At 29.8% G+C, this 20,710-nt stretch carries 19 protein-coding genes and 2 pseudogenes; 8 read left to right on the top strand and 13 right to left on the bottom strand.

Going from position 1 to position 20,710, the window contains the following annotated elements; genetic code table 11:
• Positions 1-42 precede the first annotated feature (42 nt).
• Entirely contained in the window at positions 43-636 is a 594-nt protein-coding gene (locus ACUXZJ_RS14935) for a hypothetical protein (protein WP_063743103.1), read from the bottom strand.
• 169 nt (positions 637-805) lie between these two features.
• Here ACUXZJ_RS14935 and ACUXZJ_RS14930 point away from each other — a divergent pair.
• Positions 806-1,207 (top strand): annotated as a pseudogene (locus ACUXZJ_RS14930) (transposase); the annotation flags it as partial.
• Between the two features lie 454 nt (positions 1,208-1,661).
• On the opposite strand, the gene ACUXZJ_RS14925 reads toward ACUXZJ_RS14930, so the two are convergent.
• From ACUXZJ_RS14925 to ACUXZJ_RS14905, 5 genes and pseudogenes are all read right to left on the bottom strand, one after another.
• The gene (locus ACUXZJ_RS14925; RefSeq protein ID WP_063743102.1) at positions 1,662-2,171 is read right to left on the bottom strand and encodes a hypothetical protein; all 510 of its coding nucleotides are present in this window, start codon (positions 2,169-2,171) and stop codon (positions 1,662-1,664) included.
• Positions 2,159-2,773, bottom strand: a complete 615-nt coding sequence (locus ACUXZJ_RS14920) for a hypothetical protein (protein WP_063743101.1) — start codon at positions 2,771-2,773, stop codon at positions 2,159-2,161. The genes ACUXZJ_RS14925 and ACUXZJ_RS14920 overlap by 13 nt, the downstream gene beginning before the upstream one ends.
• Before the next feature lie 6 nt (positions 2,774-2,779).
• Positions 2,780-3,532 carry a hypothetical protein gene (locus tag ACUXZJ_RS14915; RefSeq protein ID WP_063743100.1) on the bottom strand — a complete coding sequence of 251 codons (753 nt, stop codon included), beginning with the start codon at positions 3,530-3,532 and terminating at the stop codon, positions 2,780-2,782.
• A 431-nt stretch (positions 3,533-3,963) separates the two neighbouring features.
• A pseudogene (locus ACUXZJ_RS14910) lies at positions 3,964-4,137 on the bottom strand (transposase); the annotation flags it as partial.
• 449 nt (positions 4,138-4,586) lie between these two features.
• Positions 4,587-4,949 carry a hypothetical protein gene (locus tag ACUXZJ_RS14905; protein WP_060382744.1) on the bottom strand — a complete coding sequence of 121 codons (363 nt, stop codon included), beginning with the start codon at positions 4,947-4,949 and terminating at the stop codon, positions 4,587-4,589.
• A gap of 617 nt (positions 4,950-5,566) precedes the next feature.
• Here ACUXZJ_RS14905 and ACUXZJ_RS14900 point away from each other — a divergent pair.
• Positions 5,567-7,342 carry a DUF262 domain-containing protein gene (locus ACUXZJ_RS14900; RefSeq protein ID WP_063743096.1) on the top strand — a complete coding sequence of 592 codons (1,776 nt, stop codon included), beginning with the start codon at positions 5,567-5,569 and terminating at the stop codon, positions 7,340-7,342.
• A 387-nt stretch (positions 7,343-7,729) separates the two neighbouring features.
• On the opposite strand, the gene ACUXZJ_RS14895 is transcribed toward ACUXZJ_RS14900, so the two are convergent.
• From ACUXZJ_RS14895 to recF, 6 genes are all read right to left on the bottom strand, one after another.
• Positions 7,730-8,278, bottom strand: a complete 549-nt coding sequence (locus tag ACUXZJ_RS14895; RefSeq protein WP_014166525.1) for an RNA polymerase sigma factor — start codon at positions 8,276-8,278, stop codon at positions 7,730-7,732.
• Positions 8,269-9,381, bottom strand: coding sequence for a glycosyltransferase (locus ACUXZJ_RS14890; protein ID WP_063743095.1), 1,113 nt, complete (start codon positions 9,379-9,381; stop codon positions 8,269-8,271). The genes ACUXZJ_RS14895 and ACUXZJ_RS14890 overlap by 10 nt, the downstream gene beginning before the upstream one ends.
• A 450-nt stretch (positions 9,382-9,831) precedes the next feature.
• On the bottom strand, positions 9,832-10,845 hold the full coding sequence (gene murB, locus ACUXZJ_RS14885) for a UDP-N-acetylmuramate dehydrogenase (RefSeq protein WP_063743094.1): 1,014 nt from the start codon (positions 10,843-10,845) through the stop codon (positions 9,832-9,834).
• Between the two features lie 76 nt (positions 10,846-10,921).
• Complete coding sequence (locus ACUXZJ_RS14880; protein WP_063743093.1) at positions 10,922-11,596, bottom strand: DUF2461 domain-containing protein; 675 nt, start codon at positions 11,594-11,596, stop codon at positions 10,922-10,924.
• A gap of 324 nt (positions 11,597-11,920) precedes the next feature.
• Entirely contained in the window at positions 11,921-12,613 is a 693-nt protein-coding gene (trxA, locus tag ACUXZJ_RS14875; RefSeq protein WP_088419974.1) for a thioredoxin, read from the bottom strand.
• 30 nt (positions 12,614-12,643) lie between these two features.
• Positions 12,644-13,723, bottom strand: a complete 1,080-nt coding sequence (gene recF, locus ACUXZJ_RS14870) for a DNA replication/repair protein RecF (protein WP_088466898.1) — start codon at positions 13,721-13,723, stop codon at positions 12,644-12,646.
• Between the two features lie 131 nt (positions 13,724-13,854).
• On the opposite strand from recF, the gene ACUXZJ_RS14865 reads away from it, so the two are divergent.
• The 6 genes from ACUXZJ_RS14865 (at position 13,855) to ACUXZJ_RS14840 (ending at position 20,045) form a co-directional block, all read left to right on the top strand.
• On the top strand, positions 13,855-14,661 hold the full coding sequence (locus ACUXZJ_RS14865) for a tetratricopeptide repeat protein (RefSeq protein ID WP_063743092.1): 807 nt from the start codon (positions 13,855-13,857) through the stop codon (positions 14,659-14,661).
• Positions 14,662-14,730: 69 nt separating this feature from the next.
• A complete protein-coding gene (ribH, locus tag ACUXZJ_RS14860; protein ID WP_060382736.1) occupies positions 14,731-15,219 on the top strand; it encodes a 6,7-dimethyl-8-ribityllumazine synthase in 489 nt (162 codons plus the stop codon).
• 185 nt (positions 15,220-15,404) lie between these two features.
• A complete protein-coding gene (gene mutL, locus ACUXZJ_RS14855) occupies positions 15,405-17,285 on the top strand; it encodes a DNA mismatch repair endonuclease MutL (RefSeq protein ID WP_060382735.1) in 1,881 nt (626 codons plus the stop codon).
• Positions 17,282-18,022, top strand: coding sequence for a rhomboid family intramembrane serine protease (locus ACUXZJ_RS14850; protein ID WP_060382734.1), 741 nt, complete (start codon positions 17,282-17,284; stop codon positions 18,020-18,022). Before mutL ends, ACUXZJ_RS14850 begins: the two co-directional genes overlap by 4 nt.
• Positions 18,023-18,059: 37 nt before the next feature.
• Complete coding sequence (locus ACUXZJ_RS14845; RefSeq protein ID WP_063743091.1) at positions 18,060-18,938, top strand: rhomboid family intramembrane serine protease; 879 nt, start codon at positions 18,060-18,062, stop codon at positions 18,936-18,938.
• 54 nt (positions 18,939-18,992) lie between these two features.
• Positions 18,993-20,045 (top strand): endonuclease/exonuclease/phosphatase family protein, encoded by a 1,053-nt coding sequence (locus ACUXZJ_RS14840; protein ID WP_063743090.1) that lies wholly within the window; start codon positions 18,993-18,995, stop codon positions 20,043-20,045.
• Here the strand turns inward: ACUXZJ_RS14840 and ACUXZJ_RS14835 are convergent.
• Positions 20,042-20,656 (bottom strand): WbqC family protein, encoded by a 615-nt coding sequence (locus tag ACUXZJ_RS14835; RefSeq protein WP_063743089.1) that lies wholly within the window; start codon positions 20,654-20,656, stop codon positions 20,042-20,044. The genes ACUXZJ_RS14840 and ACUXZJ_RS14835 overlap by 4 nt on opposite strands.
• Between the last annotated feature and the right edge of the window lie 54 nt (positions 20,657-20,710).

Genomic DNA, 20,710 nt, shown 5'->3' with positions numbered 1-20,710 from the left:
GCTCTTCGAGCCCAACGAAACCTTAGCTGTTAGCGGTCGTTTTTATGCCCAAAATTCCCACCATTTTTTTAGTCTTATTTGGTTTCTGTTTGTTTTTGGTATATCTTTTAAGGTTTCTCCATTGTAGTCGATTATATATTCATTATTTTCAAAATCAATTAAATGAATGTTGTCGGAGTTATTTTTTACCTCTTCTTTACCGTTTACATTAACCCAAATGTCTCTGCCACCATAACTCCAGATTATCTCTCCATTTTTATTTATTCTGTGTATTGCCAATTCTCCACGAATTAAGTAATCATTCTCTATTTCATAAAACTCAAATATTTCTGCGGTGTCAGGTCTGATTTTCCAATTCAATTTTCCTGTTTCACAGTTGAATGAAAGAAAAGTAAATCCTAAGCTCATTATAAGATTTTGATTTTCTAACTTTATGATAAAGGATTTACTTATTTCGTCTGATTCTCTTAGATAAAAACCACCATCAATACCAGTCAGAAAATAAGTCTTTTTATTGTTGATAGAATCAAAGCAAATGATTTTAAGAAAAGTACCACTTTCAAAATCGTTAATATATATGGGATTCTCAATTACGTCCTCGGATTTCTTTTCTGAAAATTCGTGTTCGTAATACAATTCAATTTTCCAATGATTATTTGAAAGCTTTAAGTTTTGGTTGTAAATATCTTCTATTTGGATCTTGCTAAAATTACCGCTAACGTCAGTCTGTGAAAAAACTTCACAAACTCCACCAAATATAACTAAAATAGATTGTTAAAAAAGGGGGATTTTCGTATTTTTAAAAATGCAGCATATCCAAGGGATTTCCCGTAATCAGTTACATGCATCGAGTTTAGAAGACAAAATTACTTCTGAAAACCCAGTTCGATTCATAGATGCTTTTGTTGAACACATAGACCTTCAAAAAGTAGGATTTACACCTGTTGTTTTAAAATCCGAAGGTCGTCCAAGTTTCAATATCCAAGTGTTTCTTAAAATCTATTTATATGGTTATTTAAATGGCATACGTAGCTCCAGAAAGCTAGAAAAAGAGTGTATTCGTAATATTGAAATGCAATGGTTACTGGAAGATATTCGTCCTAATTATCACAGTATTTCTGATTTTAGAAAAGACAATCCCAATGCATTGAAGCAACTTTTTAAACTGTTTGTTTCTTTTTTGAAAGATGCCGATGGGGATACAATTATACCAATTTAATAGGACTTGAAAAAGTAAACGGTGAACATAGCTTGATTATGCTAGTCTATAACATCAAGCGTACCATAAATATCCTTGGAGTCCCTGATTTAATAGCAAAAATCAAAGCTTGGAACTCACCTTACAAGACAAAGGACTTTTTTTTGATAAAAACGACTTATTTAAACTTCTTTTTAGCGTTTGTATTTTTTGAAACACCTCAAAGTAAGTTCAAAAATAGCATTGTTTAAAACAAAGTTATGTCAATTTGGTGGGATGAATTGTATTCAAAAAAGAGGTTTTTTCACAGCCTGACGTTCTGCGGCTTGGCGATGTGGCGGATTTTTAGCACAAAAGTTCAATAGAATTACTGCTGTTGAACCTTGCACAAATGTCCAATCGAAGCCGTTTAGCCCCGCTTTTGGCAATACCTTGTTAGCGGTTCGGCTTTATATTGTTAGTGCTAAAGCTTTTCATTTTGTATTAGCTCTTCGTTAAGGTCAGACTTTTTTACTATTCCGTTATCTATGGCTTTTTTAAGAAGCTCTTTTAATTTAGCTCTTGTGAAAAATGTCTCTCTATTTGGGTCTTCTGCTAAACAGTCTATTACGAGATTTTTGACTATGCCAAGTCGAGTATATGTCAAGTTTGTAATATCTCTATGGTTATTTTTTAAGGATTCTATTCTTGTATCTCCTTCCGTTTCTGCAATATTTAATCCATTCGCCAATAAAACATCTTCATTTATAAGAACATAATGTAATGTACTTAATTTTGTTTGCTGACCACCTGTAATAAGAGCAAGGATTGCGTTTTCTAATTGTTCAATATTTTCAATTTTCCAAACAGACAAGTCATTATTTGTTGTCTTCAAGCAGTTAGTTATAGCATCTGCTGAAGAATCTGAAGCATCGTCTTCATTTATTATTTGCTCCCATTTTGCTCTATTAATTCGTCTAACTAAGATAGGCATAATTCTTCTTCTAAATCTTTTAGAACTTCGCTAATGTATGATTTTAACCAAGGAGTCTCTATTTGTACATTTTTTAAAACCTCATAGCTAGTAATTGAAGCCCAATTTTCAAAAATTCTAATCGCTATTTCTTTTATTTCATCATTTTTGTGTACTAATGAAGATAAAGCGATAGTATATGAATTAGGGTAAAAAACTTTTTCATTAAAATATTCAAGTACTCGTAAAATACCTATTAATACTTTTTCATCCTTTGAAAAATACTTAACATACAATTCATTTAACCAATTTATGGTTGCAACTCTATTAGTTTTTAACTCCTTTTGAATGATTTTTATGCTTTCACTTTTTTTTCCAAATTCAAAATCTTCGTATTTCAATAGAGAAACAAATAATGGCGTAATTTCTTTCTTTAAATAAATGAGACGGTTTTCCATAATTTCATTTTCTGAAATTATGTAGTTTGTGTCATTTACACTTGTAAACAAATCAATTTGGTTATTAAAACTTTTTGAGTCGTTTAAGATTTTATCAAAATTAAGTGATAAGTCAATTGCTTCATCAACGATTATATTTTCATTTTCCAAAAGAGTATTTTCCATACTGAATTATTGTAACTTGGCGTTTGTTTCATTTAAAATGGTTGTTTCAACAGTTGAAAATTCATTAATAAATGATTTAATACTTTCAATTGTAAAACGATAAGATTCATTTTCAGCTAATGTATTAATATCAATGTTTAATAAAAGACCATCAAAAAGAGATGTTCCATTATTTATTTTCATAGGTCGCTGTATTTTTCTAATTTCGGTGCTAAAATTAGCCACTTCTTTAATCTCTTCTATTATATGCCTAGTTGCTGTTTTAAGATTCCAATCTATAATTGGTTTTTGATTAAAAAAATCTATGTTGTTTTGAAATGAACTAGAGACTTTGTTTACATCAAGTCCATCGTACAAATACTGAGTAAGCAAACCGACACGTTTAGATTTGATTTGATACTTTTCATTTATCCTATTAATAAATTCATATACCTCAGATAGAAAAATATCTTTTTCTATCATTTTGATTTGTCCGATGTTTGAATTAACAAAAAGAAAGTCAATTCTATCAGAAGCAAATCTTATATCCCATTTTTTATCGCTATCACTTAATCTTAATCGTGAAGTTTCTACGTTAGAAGTTTCTGTTCCTTTGTTTAATTCAGATTTAATTTCTAAGCTAACTTCAGTAAACTGATTAGGGATAAATCCTTTGTCAGAAAACTTGTCAATAAAAAATTTTATGTTTTCAGCGGACGGTTTAATTTCGTCAAAACTTCCGAAAATAGATATTTGATATCTTAAAACTATTTGTCCCATTTTTCAATCCTAATTAATTAAAGTTTTCAAAGGTATTAAATTAATCTATAACAAAATACGTTTTTATATTGTTTCTTCTTTGATGTTCGTATTTTTCCAAGCTGACCGCTAACACGCAAATATACGCAACTCAGCGATGATTACAAGGATAAACAAACAAAACTAGGTTCGTTTAGCTAATTTCTTTAAAATCAATGCTTTTTAAAGACACGTCAAATGCGTATTTTATGTATCTTTATATAGTTTTATTGCGAAAAATAATATTTAATTCAAATTACACATTAGAGATTTCAAAGGGATAGGTGATGTTATAATTTCAAAGACCACTGAACCAAGCTTTTCTTTTTTGTTAAGTGCAATTTTCAAAATAAGCCTGTCATTTTGTTTTTCAAAATATGCTCCTATAGCAAAGGTTTTATATCGCAATGTTGTTAGTGTTTTCTGAGTTTTTCTTGTAAAACAAATGTTCTGAAAAGAAACATTAAATTATAAGCTATCATAGTAAAAATAAGAGCTGCTTCGGTTGGGAAAAAATCTTTCAAATTAAAGTTGTCAAAGATAAAATCATATTTCAATTCTTTTATTTTATTTTCAGCATGGCCTCTACCACGATAGAATCTTCAGATTTCTGATGGAGCAAATTCTAGATTTGTAAAATAGGCTGTGTATCTGTATTTTTTGTGAATCTCATCCTCAGGAAAAAGACTTCATATTTTACTTGGCGCATTGGTTTTTTCTTTTAATTTTTGACGTACAACTACCATTCTTCTTGATTTTTTCCAAGGCTTAGCCTTATAATTTTGCTCACAAATCTCAATACCGTCATCTAAAATAATCCAATTGTTAGATTAGTTAATTATCCTTTGAGTTGAATGATTAAATTTAGCCGCAATGATGTAATTCTTTTTAGAAGTTTCTAAATAATCCATTATCTCGTTTGAAAAAAAGCCACTATCTAATCGAATTAAACTAACGTTTTGTTCTTTAATTTTGATAACGTATTTTCTAAAAAAGAAAAAAAATTATTTGTAGAAGTACTATCTCCACTGTGCAACTACATATCTGGAACTAATTTCATATCATTTGTAAAAGTTATTAAAGTATGGTGTGATAATTTGCCTTTCTTAGAGGGGTTGTATTCTTTTTTTGCTCCTTCTTGAGTATCATATCTTGTTACTACAGAAGAGTTTATATCTAAAGTAAAATTGTCGAATTTGAAATTATCGAAAATCCAAGAATAGAAAAAATCGCTTATTTTTTGATTGGTCACTTGGTTGAATTTTTTCCTAATGTGGAATTTGGGTTTTAAGGGCTCGATTTTTTGTTGAATGTTTTTGATAACGGCAGCATTTTCTTGGCTATCATTTTGATCTAATTGATCTAAGTATTCTTGAATTCGGGCTTCAATATAAGCCAAATGTTTGTCTATTTTTTTTTGTTAAAATTAGACTTTTTACCGTTATGTGCTCTAGATTTAGCACCATCAATAGAGATAGTTTCGTCTGTAATTAAATCAGCATTTTTAAAAAACGAAACAAATAATTTAAAGAGTTTTTAGAGTGCTTTGGGGTTGTTTTTTCTGAAATCAGAAATGCTATGCTAATTCGGACGAATATAGGTTAAAAGTCATTGCATTTCGATATTTCGGATGGATTCTTTTCTAACTTTATGGAGTTACGAATGTTGTTTAAATAGTCATACAAATAGATTTTAAGAAAGATTTGTTCTTGAAACTCTGATGATCTTCGGTTTTTAAAACAACGGTCGTAAATCCTGTTTTATTAAGATCTATTAGTCTAACAAAAGCATCTATAAAACGTATTGGATTATCTAGAGCTATTTTGTCTTCTAAATTGGTTGTTTGTAGTTGATGACGGGAGATTCCTTGGATATGTTATATACTTAAAAATACGAAATTTATTTTAAATTAATTGTTTTAGTTATATTTGACAGGGTTTGTGAGGTTTTTTTATAGATTGTCGTTAGTGATAATGTAAAACGAGACCCTATATAAACAGAAAATTCTAAAAAGAAATGACAGAAGAACAAAAAATAATAAGCAGATGTTTTAAAGATATATTTGATACAAATGTTAGATATGAAATTCCATTTTTTCAACGTGGATATGCTTGGGAGAAAAAGCAATGGGACAAATTGTGGGACGATATCTATGAAGAAATTTTACCAGCATTAGAAAACAACAACTTTGAAGATGAAGAACATTTTTTTGGACCAGTTGTAGTGTTAGAAAAAAGCAATGCACCACATCCAAACCTAAAAAGATATTTAATCATTGACGGACAACAAAGAATTACAACAATCTATTTACTTTTAGGACTAATAAGGAAATCACTAAACAATTTAAGTCATCTTTCATCGGAAGCACAAAACTACTGTGCAGAAATTGATAAATTGTTGAGTAATAATGTTAATGGTGGAGACGATTATTTAAAGTTAAAAGTTTTTAGTAGTAAAGGCGACAGATACCCAACATATAAAACCGTATTCCTTGAAAATCCAAGTAGTCCATATTTAGTAGAAGACCAAAAGTTATACTTTCCTGACACAAATAAAATCGATCAATTTGTTAAGTTCTATGACAAGAGAACTAAAACTTATAATGTTCAAGACCTATGGCAGTTATTTCAAGTAATTACAAAATCCCTTACAATTGTCTGGATACCATTGGACGAAAAAAAAGATGATGCACAAGCAATTTTTGAAAGTTTAAACGATGCAGGAATGCCTTTGACTGCATCAGAATTATTATGTAATTATATTTTTAAGCCAATATTAAATGACAGTACGAATGAACACGAAAAACTTCATAATGACTTTTGGCTAAAAGCAAGAAAAGAAGTTGGAGAAGGTAACTTTGAAGATTATCTTATCAACTTGTTTTCAATTGGAGAAAAAAAGCGAATTGGACAAGGACGAAGAATGTATGTTCATTTTAAAAACCGAAATAAGAAAATTACAAAAGATAAAGCGGTGGCAACGCTAAATGATATTTTGGAAAATGCCAAGTATTACAACAATATAAAACAACCTTTGAAATTTCCTCATAAAGACGGAAGAATAAAAAGTTTACTTTATAATATTTCACAAACTAATATGACTTCAATTACACCATTTCTAATGAGTGTTTTAAAAAGTTACGAGTTAAACAACCTATCTGATACTGATACCATTGATCTTTTACAAGAAACTTATGTATTATTAGTTCGTAGTAAATTTGGAAATAGACGTGTCACAAAGTTTGATACATTTTTTCCTTCTTTATTAAACGATATTATCAACGAACCGGACAAGTCAAGAGCCATTGAGAAAAAATTTCAATTAGAAGGTTTATGGGTATCAAACCAAGAGTTTGAAGATGCTTTTTTAACCAAAGAACTTTACAATCAGCGAGAATTAAATTTTGCAAGACATATTTTACAAGAGTTAGACAAATATTTGCAGGAGTTTAAAGAATATCCAGACTATTCAACAATTAATACTATTGAGCATATTTTGCCCCAAAATTTAAATGAACATTGGGCAACATATTTAAAAGACGATGCAGAAAATCCGAATTTAAAAGTTGTAATTAATACTGTTGGCAACTTGCTTTTAAACAGTAGCCCTGCAAACAGTACATTTGGACAGAAACCATTCGCAGAAAAGATAAATCTTTATACAGAAGTTTCTGCATTATCGAGAAAGCTTAAAGAAAGTAATTTGCCAAAGTGGGATATTGAAGAAATAAATAATCGTTCTAAAAAATTATCAGAAAATGGACTTGCTATTTGGAAATGGAAGAGCCAATAATGAAACCTCTGTTGAACGGAACTGTTCTACTTCTATTATTATGGGTTTTTCGTAAAGTTTTGAGAGAGAATAACGAGAGGCTGTTCTAAAAAGTTTAGAACAGTTTTTTTTATTGCTGTTTTATTCTTAAAAATGTATTTTATACCATTTTAAACTTTGATTTTTTTAAATAGCACATTTACAAAAGCAATAAAAATTAGCGTTGGTTCTGGGTATGTTTCGCGCTCGAACTAATGATTATTTCAATTAATATACTCAACCCTTTGTTCGAGTTGCTTTAAAATGAAAAAAAACGTATCGAGAACTTTATTTTTTAATCCAGTATATTTTAAGTTTAAATGGTATAATTTATATATAGTCTGGAAAAAAGTAACAAAATATTTTTAATTATGCTTCTTTGATAATATCTGCTAATAGTTTTTTAGCACGAAGAATCTTAATTTTTACGTTATTTAATGGTTCGTTCAGGTCGTCAGCAATTTCCTGATAAGTCATTTCTTGGAAATAGCGCATCTGAATAACTTCTTGATAAGCGGGTTTTAGTTGCTTGATAAATTGAAGTAAACGATTCAGATTTTGTTCGGTAATAAGTTGGTCTTCTGCTGAAGGTGAGTTGTCTGCTATGGCATAAGCAATGTGATCTTCTTCATCAGTAATGTCTATAAATAGGGAGGATTTCTTTTTTCTTAATAAATCAATATGTACGTTTTTAGCTATTGCAATGAGCCATGTATTAAATTGAAATTCAGAATTGTAGCTGTTTATTTTGTCAAATGCTTTTGAGAAAGTTTCTATGGTGATATCTTCCGCATCGGTTTCATTTTCGGTGCGTTGTAACATAAAGGCATAGACCTCATTCCAGTATTTATCTAATAAATATGTAAAGGCTACTTGATCTCCTTTTATGGCTTTTTCTATGTGTTTTTTTATTTCCAAGTAACAGGTTTTGAAATGAGGTTTCTGATAAACATGTTTAGTTGTGTGAAAATTAAAATAATTTCAAGAATAGGATACCAGTACATAACATCTTTTTCTTCTAGTTTTCCAGCGGAAAAGCCTAGTGAAATCCAGCTGCTTAAGTAGCGAACACCTATAGCACATAATACAATAATCCATTGGTATTGCATAGCTAACAAGGTAATAGGTGTAATGAAAAATAAAAATTGGCTTAGATAGAATAGGATTAATTGGTTTTTGTCAAAAGCTTTGTATAATTTAGCGGTTGAAGTATGCCGTCTTTTTTGGGTAAACCATTCTCCAAAGGTTTGTTTAGGAATAGAATAAGTAAAGCTTTCAGTTGAAAAACAAATAGTGGTATTGGATTTGTTCGCTGCTTCATTGATGAATAAATCGTCATCGCCTGAGCGCACTTTTATGTGGTTAATAAAGCCGTTTGTATTGAAAAATTCTTCTCTTTTGTAGGCTAAATTTCTTCCTACGCCCATATAGGGTTTTCCTAATTTTGCCCAAGAAAAATATTGTGTAGCGGTTAATAAAGTTTCAAATCGGATTAGTTTGTTTAAAAAACCGGGCTTTTTTTCATAAGCGCCATATCCTAAAACAATTGTTTTGTGCATAGTGAAATGAGAACTCATTTCTTTTATCCAATTTTCTGAATTAGGAAAGCAGTCAGCATCTGTAAAAAGTAAGTATTCTTTAGAGGCTGCTTTGATACCTAAAGTAAGGGCAAATTTTTTGTTTCCCCAAAAAGCTTCGTTGTTTTCTACTTTTACTAATTTTAAGTTTGGGATTTCTTTTTGTAGATCTTCTACTAAAAAGCGGGTGTTATCATAGGAAGCATCATCAATGATGACAATTTCATAGTTAGGATAGTTTTGTTTTGCTAATAGCGGAATTAGTTTGGTCAGGTTTTCTTCTTCATTTTTTGCGCATACTATAACTGAAACAGAAATGTGCTTTTCCTTGCTTTCTTGTGGTTTTGTAAAAGAAAATTTGCCAAAAACAAATAAGTAATAGATTATTTGAATGACTACTACGGTAAGGAAAAAATAAAATAAAATGAGTAAAAATAGCTCCATATATCCTTTCAAAAAATAATGTGCAAAGGTAGCGGTTTAAAATTCAAATGCCAAATAACAAGAATCAATTATAGATTAAAATTTTCTTGTTTTTTGCTGTTTGTTACAGGTTTTAATAGTTGTTGATTTTATCTTTTTTAAAAAGGATAAACACATCTTTAATAGGAAAAGAGGATGAGATGTTTTTTTAATGTGGTTATTGGAATTTATAATATTTACTCTGTTGTCTAATTCTTTGTTTAAAAATTCAATATGTATTATGCGTTTTCTTTTTTTCTTGTGTGGTATGAATTGTTTAAATTTTAAAATAGGGTGTGATTTGGTTTAATTTTAATAGGCTTATGAATAATGGAAGTTCTTTTTAGTGTGTTTTTTGATAAAATAAATAGTTACAAAAAAACAGGATTTGTAACTATTTAGAACTTTTTCTATAAAATTATTTGGAATGATTTAAATGATATTAACTTCTGCTTCAATGGCAATTCCAAACTTATCCCAAACTGTTTTTTGAACGAATTGAGAGAGGTTTAAGATGTCTTGTCCTGTAGCATTTCCGTAATTTACTAATACTAAAGCTTGTTTTGTGTGTACACCAGCATCTCCTATACGATGTCCTTTTAGACCTGCTTGTTCAATCATCCAGCCTGCTGGAATTTTTACTTCGTTTTCGGATACATCGTAATATTTTATTTCAGGATGTGCCGTTTTGGCTTTGTTAAATTTTTCTCTTGAAATAATTGGGTTTTTAAAGAAGCTGCCACTATTTCCTAATTCTTTTGGATCGGGTAATTTACTTTTACGAATAGTAATCACGGCATTGCTTACATCTTTTATAGTTGGAGAGGTAATGTTTTTGTTTTCTAATTCTTTTAGAATATCGCCGTAACCTGTATTGATTTTATGGTTTTGTTTAGTTAGTTTAAAAATAACGGAAGTAATAATATATTGGTTTTTGGCTTCTTGTTTGAAAATACTTTCTCGATAGCTAAATTTACATACTTCGTTTGTAAAAGTTTTTGTTTCTTGGGTAAGAATGTTAATAGCTTCACATGATATAAAAGTATCTTTAATTTCAGCGCCATAAGCACCTATGTTTTGAACGGGGGTAGTGCCTACATTTCCTGGGATTAAAGACATATTTTCGAGTCCTCCATAATTGTGTTCTATATTCCATAAAACAAATTCGTGCCAGTTTTCACCTGCTTGTGCTTCTACCCAAACATAATTTTCGTCTTCTTTTATAACTTGTTTTCCTTTTAGATCTATGTGAATAACTAAGGCGTTTAGGTCTTTTGTTAAGAGCATGTTACTTCCGCCTCCTAGGATAAACTTTTCTTTGTTTTTGTTTTTTTCTAAAACTTCTTTTAACTCAGTAATGCTTTTAATAGCAATAAATTCAGACGCTTTAGCTTCAATACCAAAGGTGTTGTAGTTTTTAAGAGAGTAATTATGTTGGATATTCATTGGTTTAATTTATTTGTTTGCAAAGTACGCAAAGATTTTAAAAAGAACATAAAGAAAAAAGATTGAACTGTGCTTTTTATTCTTCTGTTTCTAATGCTCTATTTAAAAATTCATTAAATGGTTTTATAAGAATCAGTTTAGAGGCTATTTTTTTTGCGAAATCTTTGGTTGTAAACCATTTTTCATCAATAGGTTGTGAAATGGTGAAGCTTTTAAGTTTTAAGAACTCTATTGCGGGATGATTAATATCGTATCCTTTTGGTGCTGATTTTAAAATTTGACCTTCTTCTTTGTCTATAGTTTCAAATTCTTTTTTAAAAAGGGTATTATTTACGATTTCATCTAGATCTTCGTAAAAGAAAGCTATTTCACGACGTATTTTTTTTAATTCGTTTGGTTCAGGACACCATACACCTCCTGCTATGAAGCATTTGTCTTTTTCAAAATGAATATAATAACCAGGACTGTTCTTTCTTAATTTGTTAGTAGACATCCAAATCCCCATATTGGTTTTATAAGGTGATTTGTCTTTAGAAAAACGAATGTCACGGTTGATTCTAAAAGTGCAATTTTTTACTTCTAGAGGTTCTAAAGAAGGATCTAAAGGTTTGATTTCTTCTAGAATAGTATAGATTAGATTATGATAATCTTTTTTGTATGCTTCATAACGCTTTTTGTTAGCGTGCATCCATTCAGTGTTATTATTAGCTTTTAAATCCTCTAAGAAATTGATGGCTTCTTTTGTAAACATTATTCATTAGGTTGTATGTTGATGTAAAGATACGGAGTTATTTTTATTTTTTAACTTCAAAAAAAAGGTATTAGATGTCTGAAAAAAAACAAAATATTTAAAAGAATTGTAGGGATTTAAGCTTTTAAGAAAATAGGAGAGAGGGTTGTATTTTGTTTAAGTAAGATTATACGTTAGTCTTTGTGATGAAGATAAAGGATGGGAAAATTTTTTTTTAAATTCAAAAGTTGTTCTATTTGTAATGGGGGGCTGAGTTAAAACAGAAAAGATATAAAGTGTAAAATCTTTATGTCTTTTCTGAATTTTGTCTTGTTTATAAGGATATTATAATTTTTTCTTTAATTCTTCTTCTTTCATAAAACCTAAATTTTTCCAAACTTCTTTGCCTTCTTTGTAAAAGATTAAAGTAGGGAGTCCTTCTATTTGCAAATCTTGTGTTAATTGTTGGTTTTTGTCGGCATCTATTTTTATAATTGTTATTTTGCCTTTCATCTCCTCTTTCATTTTTTCAAGATAAGGAGCCATTTTTTTACAAGGACCACACCATTCAGCGTAAAAATCAATCAATACCTTTTTATCGGATTGTGTTAATTTTTGAAATTCAACAAGGGTCATTCCTGATGTAGAGGATGGTTTAGATAATCCTTCGGTATTCCATTTCATAATGCCTCCCGTCATATTATGAATTTCTTTGAATCCCATAGTACTCATTTTAGCCATTGCTTTTGTACTTCTTCCTCCGCTTAAGCAATATAAGTAAACAGGTTTGTTTTTGTCTAGTTGAGATAATTTATTCTCAAAATCAGCGGCGTTATAATCTATGTTAATTGCCTTGTCTAAATGTTGAGAATTGTATTCTTGAGGTGTTCTTACATCTAAAATATATCCATCTGTATTTGCTGTTTTTTCTGCAAATACTTTAGGTTCTAAATGATCGGTTATAGAATTATTTTGTCCTTTACAACTCGTAAAAAAAATCAGGGCAGTACAAAAAGTATTAAATAGGAATTTTTTCATTTTTTTCTTTTTGTAGGCTAAATTAAAAAATTATATGTTAAAAATTTTGTAAAGTTGATGGGTTTGTTTGACAATATTTTCAGTTCGATCAGGATGAGTGTCTGAAATAAAAAGTTGTCCAAATTCCTCATTGTTTACCATTGAAACAATTTGGCTAACACGATCTTCGTCTAATTTGTCAAAAATATCATCAAATAAAAGAATCGGTTTTTCTCCACTTTGTTTTTTTACAAATTCAAATTGTGCTAGTTTTAAGGCTATTAAATAAGATTTTTGTTGTCCTTGGGAACCAAATTTTTTTATAGGATAACCTTCTATTAAAAAAGCTAAATCATCTTTGTGGATTCCAATACTAGTGTATTGTAATGTTCTGTCTTTGTGTATGTTTTCTGATAAGAGCTGCTTTAAAGAAGTTTGTTTTAGTTGACTCTCATAAGCTAAAAAGACATTTTCAGCAGAATTAGAAATGAGTTTGTAATAATGATTAAAGATGGGGATGAACTCGGATAAAAATTGTTCTCTTTTTTTGAATATTTCAGTACCTAAATTGGCTAGTTGTTCATTGTAAATATCTAAAGTGTCTTGTTCAAAGATTCTATTTAGAGCAAAGTATTTTAGTAAAGCGTTTCGTTGAGCTAGTACTTTTTGATATTGTATTAGTTGTTGTAAATAAAGATTATCTAGTTGAGAAATAACACTGTCTATAAATTTTCTTCTAACTTCGCTTCCTTCTCTAATTAGATCGGCATCTGTTGGCGATATGATGACCATTGGGATTAAACCTAAATGATCAGAAAATTTTTCATAAAGTTTTCCATTGCGTTTTAAGATTTTTTTTTGCCCTTTTTTTAAACTACAAATAATACTTTCGGGACGATCTTGCTTTATAAATTCACCATCTATTACAAAAAAATCACTTCCATGTTTAATGTTTTGTATAGCAAGGGTATTAAAATAACTTTTGCCAAAAGCTAGATGATAAATAGCATCTAGAATATTGGTTTTACCAATTCCGTTTTTTCCGACAAAACAATTGATTTTATGTTCAAATTCGAAATTTGCTTCTTCAAAATTTTTAAAGTTAAATAGCGAAATTTTTTTTAGATGCATAAATCGAGGGATTCTAAATTTTTTTGAAATAGTTATTAAAAAACGCTCGCAAATTATTAAAAATAAAGTGAAAACTTATTTTGTTTTTCAATAAAAATTTTATTTTTGCACTTCACTAATTTAAAATTATAATGGCAACTTATAATAAAAGAGGATATAAAGCTCCAAAACCACAAGTTGAGAAGACTGAAGAAGATGTACTTGAAAACGTAGCTGATTTAGAACAAACCATTGCGGTTGAAGAAAGTGAAAGTACAACCGCTAACGTTTTTAATACCTTAGACGAAACAGCAAGTAAAACAGAAGAATTTGTTGCAAAGAATCAGAATGTGATTTTATCTGTTCTAGGAGGAGTGGCTTTAGTTGTAGTGGGCTATTTGATGTATAACAAATTTGTGTCAACGCCAGCTGAAAATGAGGCGGCGAGTGATATGTATCAGGCGCAAAAATATTTTCAACAAGCAGTTGATGCACCACAAGCAAATGATTCTTTATTTAAGTTAGCACTAAATGGAGGTGAAGGAAAACAAGGCTTCATTGATATTGCTAAAAATCACAGTGGTACAGACGCAGGTAATTTAGCCAATTATTATGCTGGTATGGCTTATTTGCATACAAAACAATTTGATAAAGCAATAGAATATTTGAATGATTATAAATCAGATGATGCTTACACGAATGCTTTAGCTTTAGGAGCTATAGGTGATGCAAACGCAGAGTTAAATAAGGCAGACGAAGCTTTAGAGTATTATGTAAAGGCAGCCGAAAGTAATGTAAATGAGTTAACAACACCACGTTTTTTATTAAAAGCAGGACAGTTAGCTTTTGCTAAAGGAAATAAAGCAGATGCTTTGAAATATTTTAGTGAAATTAAAGAAAAATACGAAGACACTCCAGAAGCTCAAAATATTGATGCTTTAATAGGAATGGCGCAATAATTAATTTAACAAGTTATAGTGTTTTGGTATTAGCCAAAGACTGTAAACTGAATACTGTAAACTGAATACATGGCTACAGCAAATAAGAATTTATCAGAATACAATAAAAACATGATCCCAAATGCGAAAGACTTTCGATTTGGGATTGTCGTTTCTGAATGGAATGACAAAATTACAGAAGGTCTTTTTAAAGGAGCCGAAACAGCTCTTTTAGATTGTGGTGCTTTGCCTGAAAATATTATTCGTTGGAATGTACCAGGGAGTTTTGAATTAATTTACGGTGCAAGTCAAATGCATAAAAACCTAGATTTAGATGCCGTTATTGTAATAGGTTGTGTTATTAAGGGAGAAACTATGCACTTTGACTTTGTTTGTGAAGGTGTTACACAAGGAATTAAAGATATGAATGTCATATACGATGTACCTACTATTTTTTGTGTACTAACAGATAATACAGAAGAACAATCTATAGCTAGGAGTGGAGGAGCTCACGGAAATAAAGGAACAGAAGCAGCAATAGCAGCTATAAAAATGGTGGATTTAAGGAATCAGTTTTAATCTAAAGAAAAATTATTTTTTAATAAAAAGCTTAAGAAAAAAGAATAATAACAGACCATTCTAATTACAATGTAATAGAATGGTTTTTTTGTAAAAAAATTAAAAAACTTGGGTGTAAAAACCCATTCCTTTTCTTTAAATTTGTTCTCCAACCCATTTAGAAAATTAATTTAGTAACTCATTTAATGTCAAGTATAATACAATTACTACCCGATCATGTGGCTAACCAAATAGCGGCAGGAGAGGTAGTACAAAGACCTGCTTCGGTAGTCAAAGAATTGGTGGAAAATGCAATTGATGCAGGATCAACTGATATTAAGCTTATTTGTAAAGATGCAGGTAAAACACTTATACAAGTTATAGATAACGGTAAAGGTATGAGTGTAACAGACGCACGTCTTTGTTTTGAACGTCATGCAACGTCAAAAATTAGAAAAGCAGAAGATTTGTTTGATTTACACACTAAAGGTTTTCGCGGAGAAGCTTTAGCTTCTATAGCAGCAATAGCGCATGTGGAACTCAAAACAAAACAAGATCAAGAAGAATTAGGGACCCATTTAATTATAGAAGGTAGTAAATTTGTATCACAAGAACCTTCCGTATTACCTAAAGGGACTTCATTTGCTATTAAAAATTTATTTTTTAATATACCAGCACGTAGAAACTTTTTAAAATCAGATAGCGTAGAGTTACGTCATATAATTGATGATTTTCAAAGAGTAGCTCTAGCGCATGAAAACATACATTTTACATTTTATCATAATGGAAGTGAAGTGTTTAACTTGCCTCAGTCTAACTTACGTCAACGTATTGTTAACATATTTGCTGCTAAAACAAATGAAAAATTAGTACCTATAACAGAAGATACTGAGATTGTTAAGTTAAAAGGTTTTATTGGTAAACCTGAATTTGCTAAAAAGAGTAGAGGTGAACAATTCTTTTTTGTAAATGATCGTTTTATTAAAAGTGGTTATTTGCATCATGCTATTATGACGGCCTATGAAGGTTTATTAAAAGAAGGTATGCAACCCAGTTATTTTCTTTATTTAGATGTTCCTCCTCATACCATTGATATTAACATTCATCCAACTAAAACAGAAATAAAGTTTGATGATGAACAGGCTTTGTATGCCATTATACGTTCGGCTGTAAAACATAGTTTAGGACAGTTTAACGTAGCACCTGTTTTAGATTTTGATCGCGATGCAAACCTCGATACACCTTATAGTTATGTGGGGAAAGAAGCCGAAATGCCTACTATACAAGTAGATGCAGGTTTTAATCCTTTTGCAGAAGAAGAACCTGTAATTAAAAAAACATCTGCTACTAGTTTTAGTTCTTCTTCAAATAATAACAGCTTTAATTATCATTCTAAAAAGGAGAATCAGAGTTGGGAGAGTCTTTATGTAGGACTAAAAGACGCATTTGAATCAGAGGAAATAAATTTTGAATCAGAATCAGTTACAGGATCTTTATTTAATGATACAGAAATAGAAAAATCAAAATCTATAACCTATCAATTACAAAAAAAATACATAATAAGTCCTATAAAATCAGGAATGTTAATTATAGATCAACAACGAGCACATCAACGCATTTTGTATGAGCAGTTGTTGAAAAATATAACTGTTCAACAAGCAAATAGTCAGCAATTGCTCTTTCCTTTGACTTTGTATTTTTCAGGAATAGAAATGGCATTGTTTTTAGAGTTAAAAGCTTCGTTAGAAAATGCTGGATTTATTTTTGAATCAGCCGCTTCGGGTTCAGTAGTAATATCAGGAATTCCTGTTACAATGTCAGAAAGTGAAGTAACTAAAGTTTTAGAACAATTAATAGCAGATTTACAGGAAGAAATACCTGATAGCAGTTTTAGTCAAATGGATAGTATGGCTAAATCTATGGCCAGGAGTTTAGCTGTTAAAACAGGGACTTTTTTAACCGAATTAGAACAAGAGAATATAGTTAACAATCTTTTTGCTTGTAAAGAGCAATCCGTTTCACCCTTTAATCGTCCTACATTTATTACATTGAGTGTGGAAGATATAGATAAAAAGTTTAGTATATGATACAAATTACCCCAACCGTTAAGCAACTTTTAATCATTAATGTTATTTGTTTTATTGGAACCTATTTAGTACAACATTCAAATAGTATATTAGCTTTGTATTATTTTGAAAACACAAATTTTCGACCGTGGCAATTACTAACTTATATGTTTATACATGGTAATTTTATACATATTTTATTTAATATGTTTGCTCTATATTCCTTTGGAACTGCATTAGAACATTTTTGGGGAGCTAAGAAATTTTTATTTTTTTATATCTCATGTGGTATAGGAGCGGGATTAATACATTCAGGAGTAAATTATATTCATTTTCAAGAAGGGTTAAATTTATTGCTAGAAAATGGTGAGAAAAAAATAGAGATTTTTGAAATACTTAAAGAAGGGAAATATAAATTAGCTTGGGAAGAAATCTTAACCCAACAAGAATTAACTTCTTTTATTTCAACCTATTTATCACGAGCAGTGGGGGCTTCGGGAGCTATTTATGGTCTTTTAACAGCTTTTGCTTTTATGTTCCCAAATGCTGAATTAATGATGATGTTTATTCCAGTGCCAATAAAAGCAAAGTATTTTGTTCCAATAGTCGTTGGTTTAGATTTGTTTTCGGGAGTTACAGGATCTTCAATTTTTGGAGGAAATATTGCGCATTTTGCACATGTAGGTGGAGCTTTAATAGGTTTTTTGATGATGTGGTATTGGAAAAAGAACTCGTTTAACGATAAACGTTGGAACTAAAAAAAAATAAAAACAAACTGGAACTAAATTACATGATATGAATATTTTATATGACTTAAAGCAGCAATATAAAGTAGGTGATTTAACCTTGAAATTAATTTTTTGGAATATTATATTATTTGTTTTTCCAGTCTTTACTGTTTATTTATTAAAAATTGGAGGAACAGAATTTAATATTTATGAATGGGTTGCTTTGTCAAGTAATTTTAAACAGTTGTTTTGTAGACCTTGGAGTCTGATTAGTTACTGTTTTTTTCATAGTAGTTTTGTTCATTTGATATTTAATATGCTAATGTTGCATTTTGCAGGTCGAATTTTTACGACTTATTTTACACAAAAGCAACTTTTGTCCGTGTATCTTTTGGGAGGCTTCTTTGCTGGATTAATTTATATTTTTACTTATTTATTATTACCTTCTTTGTCTACTAAAACAGTTTTGCTTGTTGGGGCTTCAGCTTCTATTATGGCTATTGTTTTTGCTACGGCTACTTATCAACCTTATATGAGGGTTAGATTAGTTTTGTTTGGTAATATTTATGTATGGCAAATTGCGTTAGCTTTCCTAATAATAGATTTAGTACAATTGCCTCTAGAAAATACAGGAGGCCATATTTCACACTTAGGAGGTGCTTTTTTTGGTTTTATTTATATAAAATTATTACAAAAAGGGTTTGATTTAGGTAAAGGATTAAATTGGTTTTTAGATAGATTGGTTGGTGTATTCAGCGTGAAAAAAAGTGCCCCTTTTAAATCTGTTTATAAAAACGTTACTCCAGCTAATGAAATAAAAAGCAGGATTATTAGGAAAGATAAAACACAACAACAAATTGATGAAATTTTGGATAAAATTAGCCAGTCAGGTTATGAAAGCCTTACGAAAGAAGAAAAAGAGTTTCTTTTTAGAGCAGGCAAATAATTAGTGTATTCTGATAAAAAATTGTTTCTTTGTAATTATTTCAAATAGAATAAAATGAAAAACCTTACGTGGTTTAATAAACTCGTTTTTGTTGCTAATCTTTTGCTTACGTTGTTGACATTTTTAGCGTATGCACTGCCTTTTTTAGCACCTAAATGGTTTCCATTTTTATCTGTACTTACCTTGATTTTACCCTTTTTTTTAATAATCAATGCTTTGTTTTTTTTGTATTGGCTTTTATTATTAAAGAGGCAAATGATTTTTTCAGGTTTAATACTACTATTAGGAATTACCTTTGTTAATAAATTTTATAAGTTTTCTTCTAAAGAATTAGCGGATTCTGAAAAGGATTTTGTGATAATGAATTACAACGTTCGGTTATTTAATTTATTTAAATGGATATCAAGAGAGGATGTAGCAGATCAAATTTTAGAATTTATAAATGAGAATAATCCTGATATTCTATCTATTCAAGAGTATTCTACCTCTGCATCATCTAAGGTAGATTTTAAGTTATATCCATACCGAGCTATTTTTACAAAAGGGAATTTAATTAAAACAGGGAATGCTATATTTTCAAAATTTCCTATCGTTAACGAAGGAGAGGTAGTATTTCCGGAATCTAATAATATTGCCATATTCGCGGATATTAAAATAGGAAAAGATATTGTAAGAGTTTATAATTTACATTTAGAATCAATTAAAATTTCCCCTGATGTAAATGAAATATCAGAGAAAGCAGAAGGTTTTAGTCAGGCTAAATCAGAAATGATTTTTAAGCGTATAGGAAAAGCATTTAAAAAACAACAACAACAGGCTGAAATATTCGTAGAACATAAAAAAGAATGTACTTATCCTTTAGTTGTTTGTGGAGATATGAATAACAGTGCTTTTTCGTATGTCTATAGAACGGTAAAAGGAAGTATGCAAGATGCTTTTGAAGAGGCAGGAAAAGGATTCGGACAGACTTATAACTTTAAATATTATCCTGCCCGAATTGATTATATTTTTGCAGATCCAAAGATGAATGTTAAGAGTTTTAAAAATTTTCCAAATTTTGTTAATTCAGATCATTTACCTATTTTAACTAGGCTTTCGTTATACTAAAATATGTTTTGATTTAATAAATAGTCCTTGGCATAACGACCTTCGTTAAAAAGAAGATCTAAAACACTTAAATTGTTTATAAAACCATGTTTTTCATCAAAAACTTGTGTGTAAGGTGTAAGTTGTGTTAAATCTTTTTTGCCGTTTGCTAATGACCGTAAATCAGTAAAGTTTGTAGTTTCTTTAAAGTATTCTGTTGTTTTATCATAGTTAAAATGCAATCCTAAACATTTAGAAACGATTTCGATGGTTTGATAATTTAAATCCATTAAAAACTCGTGTTTTTTTGTAAATATAGGAGCAATAGCATCTTCATAGTATTCAAAGAAAGGAGAGGTTCTGTAGGCCGCTTCTAGGGATTTAAAATGTTGTTTTTGCCAGTCAAAAGCTGTTTCTAATCGAATATCTCTTGTTTTTTGATGGGTTTCTTTAGAATGTTTTACAGGAATATTTAGTAATTGAATCCCATTAGGACTATAAATATACATTCTATTTCTATTAGTCTGCTTTTGAAAATTATCATCCATTTCAAAAGTTATCTTTTCTGCTTGTGCAATAGCCACAAAATGACTTATAGAGGGAAAATAAGTAGGGTGGATTAATAGATTCATATTTGTTTAAAAATTGAAGGTTTCAAGTTTCAAGTTTTATAGACCTGAAATTTG

The organism is Flavobacterium sp. TN-1, from assembly GCF_052828645.1.
This window is presented reverse-complemented; position numbering and strand designations above follow the sequence as displayed.